This is a genomic window from Robinsoniella sp. (assembly GCF_034124845.1).
Genome location: NZ_JAWYAJ010000037.1, coordinates 1 through 3,413, shown reverse-complemented (window position 1 = coordinate 3,413; position 3,413 = coordinate 1). Strand labels below are relative to the sequence as shown.

General features: G+C 39.0%; 2 protein-coding genes. One reads left to right on the top strand and one right to left on the bottom strand.

The annotated features are described in order from the left end of the window. The first annotated feature begins 233 nt into the window (after positions 1–233). A complete protein-coding gene (locus ACH2DQ_RS01885; RefSeq protein WP_394916215.1) occupies positions 234–1,424 on the top strand; it encodes an MFS transporter in 1,191 nt (396 codons plus the stop codon). Between the two features lie 139 nt (positions 1,425–1,563). Here ACH2DQ_RS01885 and ACH2DQ_RS01880 read toward each other — a convergent pair whose 3' ends face one another. Then, a complete protein-coding gene (locus tag ACH2DQ_RS01880; protein WP_394916214.1) occupies positions 1,564–3,261 on the bottom strand; it encodes an AAA family ATPase in 1,698 nt (565 codons plus the stop codon). Positions 3,262–3,413: the final 152 nt, after the last annotated feature.

The window sequence follows — 3,413 nt, the reverse complement described above, 5'->3', positions numbered from 1 at the left end:
ATACCAGTTTCCCACGCCCATCTTTCCGTACACAACCTGTCTTATACAAAGCGTCTTACTCAGCAAAACCCAAATATAATGCATTTAATAGAACTCATTTAAAGCGTTCGCTCTAGAAAACTTTCCACATTTTTTCCAAAATAAAGATTTCCTTTTTTCATTTACAATGATATAATGCTATCAAATTGCCTAGATAAAGGGCAAAAAATTTTATACTACTTGGGGAGGAAGTCATGTCACTTCATTTTAAACACACACGAAATGCCTGTTATCTCGGTTATATTACGCAGGCTATCGTCAACAACCTGGCACCGCTTTTGTTTGTCACGTTCCAGTCACAGTTCTCCATATCCCTGGAGAAAATCGGTCTGTTAATTTCCATTAATTTTGCTATGCAGATGTTCGTGGATATCCTGGCTGCCAAATATGTTGACAAAATTGGTTACCGTATCTGTACGGTTGCCGCACATGTATGCTGTACGGTAGGACTTGTTGGAATGGGCGTTTTTCCTTTTCTATTCTCAAATGCCTATGCCGGGTTGATCGTTGCTGTATTGATTAACGCCATCGGCGGAGGTCTGATTGAAGTATTAATCAGCCCGATTGTAGAATCACTGCCCGGTGACGAGAAGGCATCCGCTATGAGCCTGCTGCATTCCTTTTATTGCTGGGGGCATGTAAGTGTCGTCCTTATTTCTACCCTGTATTTTGTCACGGTGGGAATCAGTAAATGGTATCTGCTGACTGTATTCTGGGCAATTATTCCTTGTTTTAATGCCTTTTTCTTCAGCAAAGTACCCTTACATACCGTGGAAACCGAGGCTGAATCCATGCCGATTCGAAAGCTGTTCTCCATGAAGCTCTTCTGGATGTTTCTCATATTGATGATCTGCTCCGGTGCTTCGGAACAGGCGATGTCACAGTGGGCTTCTCTGTTTGCAGAATCAGGGCTGAAAGTATCCAAGACTTTAGGGGATCTGCTGGGTCCCTGCGCTTTTGCCGTATTGATGGGTGTTTCCCGTGTCTTTTATGGAAAATTCGGTGCCAGAATCAAGCTGAAAAAATTTATCATTGCCAGCGGGTTCCTGTGCATTATCAGTTATCTGCTTGCCACGCTTTCCCCCTATCCGCTGCTGTCTCTGGTTGGTTGCGGACTGTGCGGGTTATCGGTGGGAATCATGTGGCCCGGAACATTCAGTCTCTCCTGCCAGTACTGTCCACAGGGCGGAACCGCTTTATTTGCACTTTTGGCACTGGGCGGCGATATCGGCTGTGCAGCCGGTCCCGGCCTGGTAGGTGTCGTCTCCAATCTGGCTAATGACAGCTTAAAGAGCGGACTTCTGTTTGCCATGATATTCCCAATCGTGATGGTAATCGTAACCGGAATGCTGCGTAAAATAAAAAAACCAGCTGTTGTACAATAACTAAATATCTGTTGGGGCAATGTGAAAAGGCCATAAAGGAAGATTGAGCAGCCCCCCATAAGTTAGACCTAAAAATCTAACAATTGGGAGGTCGGCTCAATCCTTTATGGCCTTTTATAATATTATATATAAATCATTTTCATTGGCTATAGGGCAATTCTTTTTCTGCTTTTAGAACCTTACAATTTTTCTTATAGAAGGCAATTCCATAACAGATCAGGCTCGTGTATCCATCCTTAGTCAACTCTTCTCCATAGTGCATTCTGGAGATTTGATCAAGGGCTGCAGCAGCACATTTTTCCATATTCATAAAGCAATCCGCAACTTTCAATTCCAAAATAATGACTGGCTTCTCAACATCTAAACTGCGAATTTTTATATCGTAGCGTCCATCTCCGGATTCTCTGTTGGAGTCTACTATAAAATCATTCAGTCTTCTCAGCACTCCAATTAAGAAGCCATGATAGAATAATTCTGCATTATCATAAAAACTAATACTTTCCCGCAATAGAATCGTGATTTGCTTTTCCAGAATCTCATGATCTCCTGCCAGTAAAGCCGAATATAAATTCGAGAGGTCTTTCTCCTCTACCTTATTTTCAAACCACTCTAAAATTTTAGATTTGTATACCGTTTTTACTTCTGTATTTGGAATCGCCATGGTTAAATACCGTTCGTCCCCAAGCATCTGCTCATTTACCTTTTTCAGATATCCAGTAAAAAATAGAAAGTTCCACAGATTATCTTGAGACTTATTGATATCCTCGTAGGTACTGTCTTCGTGTATCAATTTTATAATACTGCCGCCATCTATTAATTCTTCAATTTCCTGTTTAGCATTCATATCTGCTTTTTCAATCAGCATTTTCACGATGCTGTTTGAACTGGTATTCGACCAATATGGCTGAGGCAGAGCATCTTTATCTGCTCTGTAACGATCCGTATAGTTTAAAACACTCCAGGGATTAAAAACATCGGTAAAACCAAATCTATATCCATCATACCATTTTTTTATCGTAGCCATCTGCCGGGAGCATCTATAATACTCCAACATCTGTGCAACTTCATATTCTGTAAATCCGAAATGTTCTGAATATCTGTTGTCCGTAATGGATAGTATCTTCAAATTATTTAATCCTGTAAATATACTTTCTTTTGATATCCGAAGGCAGCCAGTGACTACCGCAAACTCCAAAGATAAATTCGTTTTCAATGCTGATTCAAACAAGGAGCGTATAAATTCAATCATTTCCTGATAAAATCCACAGAAATATGCATTTTCTAAAGGAACATCATATTCATCAATTAATATTATTACCTTTTCTTCATAAACTTTAAACAGACAGTCCGATAAAAATTTTAATGCCTTTGCAAATTGAACAGGAGTTGCTTCATTATTTTGGATTTCTTTAAATCTCTTTTTTTCATTTTCCAGGATTTTTGAACTTTCAACTACATCATTATGTCGATTATATTCTCCTATTATTTCATCCTTAATGCTTTCCACCGCCATATCAAACGAAGGTTGTTTCCCGCTTTTAAGCGATAAACTGATAACTGGATATTTTCCCATGCAGGATGTATATTTGTTTCCTTCATTCATAATAGCCAAGCCATGAAACAATTCATACGAAGGCTCTGGTGTCTTTTCAAAAAAATATCTCAGCATACTTAAGTTTAAAGTTTTACCAAATCTTCTTGGTCGTGAAAAGAGGTTAACCATCCCTTTATAATCTAATAATTCTTTTATAAACAGGCTTTTGTCCACATAATAGTAATCATTCAATATCAGGCTTTTAAAGTCATCAATTCCGATAGGCAATGGTTTATAATCCATGAATTTTACCTCCCTAAACATCCTATTTCACTTATTATACCCCAGATATTGAACAATCACAAATGGTTTCTATTTTAGCGGTCGTGTCCATCCATAACGGGAGTTTGACAGTTGGACTAACTAAAAATCTATCGCAGGTCGCATAAAACCTG